We start from the raw sequence: 3,235 nt of genomic DNA on the forward strand, positions 1-3,235 counted from the left end.
GCAAGCGGTCGGTAAAGGACGTCTCCCGCTCCTCCATCGGCGTCACACTCGGTTAAGATCGGCTTGCCGTGAGCGGCAAGTTTGCTCAGCGGCAGATCGTCGCCTCTGCCCATCGGACTCTTTGCTCATGCCATCGACTGACTTCGAAGCACGTCTCGTTGCCCTTGCGCGAGAGTCTTCATGGTTTTGGCCTGCACTGGTTGCGGTCCAGTCCCTGAATCTACCCTCCTGGTGCATCGGTGCTGGTGCCGTCCGGAACCTCGTCTGGGATTCTTTGCACGGATTGGAGACATCGTCAGCATTGCCTGACGTCGATGTTGCGTACTTCGATGGCGCCGATCTTTCTGCGGAGCGCGACGCAACGTTTCAGTCTCATCTAAGCAGGATGCACCCCCAATTGCCATGGGAGGTCACCAATCAAGCCGCCGTTCATACCTGGTTCGAGGCGGCTTTTGGCTACGCTGTGCCACCGTTAAAGTCGCTGGAGGCTGCCGTCGCGTCGTGGCCGGAGTATGCAACCGCAGTCGGGTTGACGCTGCTTCCTGACGACACGATCAGGGTCATTGCACCGTATGGGCTGGATGATTTGTTCGCCATGGTAGTTCGTCGGAATCCCGAGCGAGTCAGTGTCGCGACGTATCGGCAGCGGTTAGAAGAGAAGCAGTATCGCAATCGATGGCCTCGCGTGACCATCGTTCCCTGCTAAGGGGCCGTACTCGGTGGCTGGTCAATCGATCGGCTATTGTATGGTGACGCCCAAGGCAGCAGGGACGCGTAGCCGTCAGCGGTTGAAGCGTGCGGCAGATTGGCAAACAGCCAGACTAGATAGCGGTATGGGTCGATGCCGTTCGCCTTGCAGGTCTCGACCAGTGAGTAGAGATTGGCGCTGGCCTGTGCGCCAGCAACCGTATCGGAGAACAGCCAGCCCTTGCGGCCGACGACGAACGGCCTGATCGCGTTCTCGCACAAGTTGTTCGAGATCGGCCAGTTGCCGTTACCGACGTATCGGACCAGCTTGGGCCACTGTCCACTCATGTACTGCAATGCCTTGCCGAGCAGACTCGACGGCACGACGCCCGGCAGATGCTCGACCAGCATGCGCTCGATGATGGCGAGCACGCGGGCGCTGTACCGGGCGCGCAGTCGTTGCCGACGTTCAGACTTCCACTTCGCGCTGCGCGCCTCGGCCGCGAACAGCTTGCCGATCTGCACGACGAAGCGCGTGGCCAACAGATCCGGCGAGCGTGCCGCCTTCGGCACCGACTCCTCGGCCTTGATGAAGCCGCGGCGCACGTGTGCCCAGCATCCGAGATGCACGAGCTGGTGATCGTGGGCGATGCCGTTGTAGAGCTCGTATCCGTCAGTCATCAGCACGGTGCCAGGCTGAACGCCAGCATAGAGCTTCTGCGCATGCTGGGCACCGCGCCCCGGCGAGTACGAGAACATCCGCACCGGTGGCCCCGAGCCGTTGACCTGCGCCCATAGATAGCTCTTTGCCTGCGGCCTGCGTCCTGGTTCCTTCAGCACCTGGAACGTTGTCTCGTCGCCGTAGATCAGGTCCGATTCGAGCAGCGCGTCGCGCATCAGGTTGATCACCGGTTGCGTGGCGAGCCCCACCCGCACCACGCTGGCGGCCAGCGTGTTCGACGAGATGTCGCCGCCGAAGCGACGCAGCAGCGTGGCCTGGCGATACAGTGGCATGCCGTACTGATACTTGCCGGTGATGATCCACGCCAGCGCGGATTCTGTGAGTAGCCCGCGCGGAATGATGCGCGCCGGCGCTGGCGTGACCTTGATGCCGAGGTCGCAGCACGGGCACGCGTACTTGACCCGCTGGTGCTGAACGACGCGCACCTGCTCGGGAATCACGTCGAGCTGCTCGCTCGTCTCGACGCCGATCTCCACGAGGGCATAGCCGTCGTGCGCGCAGAACCGTTCGGACTCGGGCAACTCGTGCCGCACGACCTCGCGTGGTAGGTTCGGATCGAGCGGTTTGCGCCCACGCTTGCCGCGCGTGTGAGCGGCGACCGATGTGCCGGGCAAGTCCTCGCGCGCAAGCGCATCGGTAGCCATCGCAAGGGCCTCGGCTTCGTTGAACAGGCCGAGCTGGTCGGTATGGCGCGCTTCGCTCGATGCGCCGAACAGTTCGTGCTTGTAGGCCCGCAACTTCTCTTCGGCCAAATCGCGCTGGGCCGTCACGAGCCGGAGCTCACCGCGCAGCGCATCGCGTTCGGCGAGCAGTGCTTGGTATTCCTCAACACTCGGCATGACGGGGATGTTCGGCATGGCCGATTAGACCATGTCACCCGCGTGGTGTTCAGCTCATCCGCGCGTAATATCGCTGGGGATGCTTCTGGATCACGGCCAGGTCGATGCCGTCGAGCAGCCAGTGCAACTGCTCGGTGCTGAGGGTGATCGTGTCGCCTCCGTTCGGCCAGACGAAGCGATCGGCTTCGAGTCGCTTGAGCAGCAACCAGAAGCCGTTGCCGCCCCAGGCCAGAATCTTGATGCGATCACGACGGCGGTTGCCGAAGACGAACAGCGCCGAGGTCATTGGGTTCAGGAGCATCGCCTGTTCGACCAGGATCGACAGCCCGTTGATGCCCATGCGGAAGTCGACCGGATCGCGATGCAGGTAGACCTTCAGCCCTTCGTCGAACCGGAACACGGCAGCCTCCCGAGCATCTGGATCACCGTGGCCAACTCATCGACACTCGCCTCGCCAAGATCGAATTCGACACCATTCGACAAGCGCACATGTAACGAGAGTGCCATCAACGACGTGTCCGGCGGCAGTACAGGGGAAACGGCTGGGACGCTCGATGGCGCAGCGACAATAGGGACAAACGGCGATGCTTCGCTTACCGGAACACGACGTGCTGAACCCGGGATGTCAATCGATACGCCGTCTATCACCAGCGGGTCCGGTCTCGTTGGTGTTTGCAGCGTATGCTGCTGATGGCGCGAGATCCAGCGGCGCAACTGGTTCGGATTGACATCATGGTCCATGGCCGCCCGCGCGATCGATACCCCCGGCTTCAGGCAAAACTCGACCAGCTCCCGCACGGCATCTTCATCAAATTCCCGCCGGCCATCCCGTCTGCGGCCAACCACCAGTCTGCTTCGAAGGTCCTGTTTCTCTGTCATCACGGTCTGAGTGCATGTGTCCACGCGGACACTTAGCATCTGACCTTCTGCCCACCATTGGTAGGGCGTCGTTTATTGACGGCTTACG

General features: G+C 62.1%; 4 protein-coding genes. 1 reads left to right on the forward strand and 3 read right to left on the reverse strand.

Annotation, left to right across the window (positions count from 1 at the left end):
- Nucleotides 1-127: 127 nt before the first annotated feature.
- Nucleotides 128-706 carry a nucleotidyltransferase family protein gene (locus U4012_RS35420; RefSeq protein WP_321804505.1) on the forward strand — a complete coding sequence of 193 codons (579 nt, stop codon included), beginning with the start codon at nucleotides 128-130 and terminating at the stop codon, nucleotides 704-706.
- Here the strand turns inward: U4012_RS35420 and tnpC are convergent.
- From tnpC to U4012_RS35435, 3 genes are read right to left on the reverse strand one after another with little or no spacing between them, the layout of a single operon-like run.
- A complete protein-coding gene (tnpC, locus tag U4012_RS35425; protein WP_321804507.1) occupies nucleotides 703-2,286 on the reverse strand; it encodes an IS66 family transposase in 1,584 nt (527 codons plus the stop codon). The two genes, U4012_RS35420 and tnpC, sit on opposite strands and share 4 nt — an antisense overlap.
- 31 nt (nucleotides 2,287-2,317) lie before the next feature.
- Nucleotides 2,318-2,668 (reverse strand): IS66 family insertion sequence element accessory protein TnpB, encoded by a 351-nt coding sequence (tnpB, locus tag U4012_RS35430; protein ID WP_321804509.1) that lies wholly within the window; start codon nucleotides 2,666-2,668, stop codon nucleotides 2,318-2,320.
- Nucleotides 2,644-3,186: a transposase gene (locus U4012_RS35435; RefSeq protein ID WP_321804511.1), complete on the reverse strand. Its 543-nt coding sequence runs from the start codon at nucleotides 3,184-3,186 to the stop codon at nucleotides 2,644-2,646. The genes tnpB and U4012_RS35435 overlap by 25 nt, the downstream gene beginning before the upstream one ends.
- Nucleotides 3,187-3,235: the final 49 nt, after the last annotated feature.

It is taken from the genome of Burkholderia sp. BCC1988 (assembly GCF_905339895.1).
Taxonomy (GTDB): domain Bacteria; phylum Pseudomonadota; class Gammaproteobacteria; order Burkholderiales; family Burkholderiaceae; genus Burkholderia.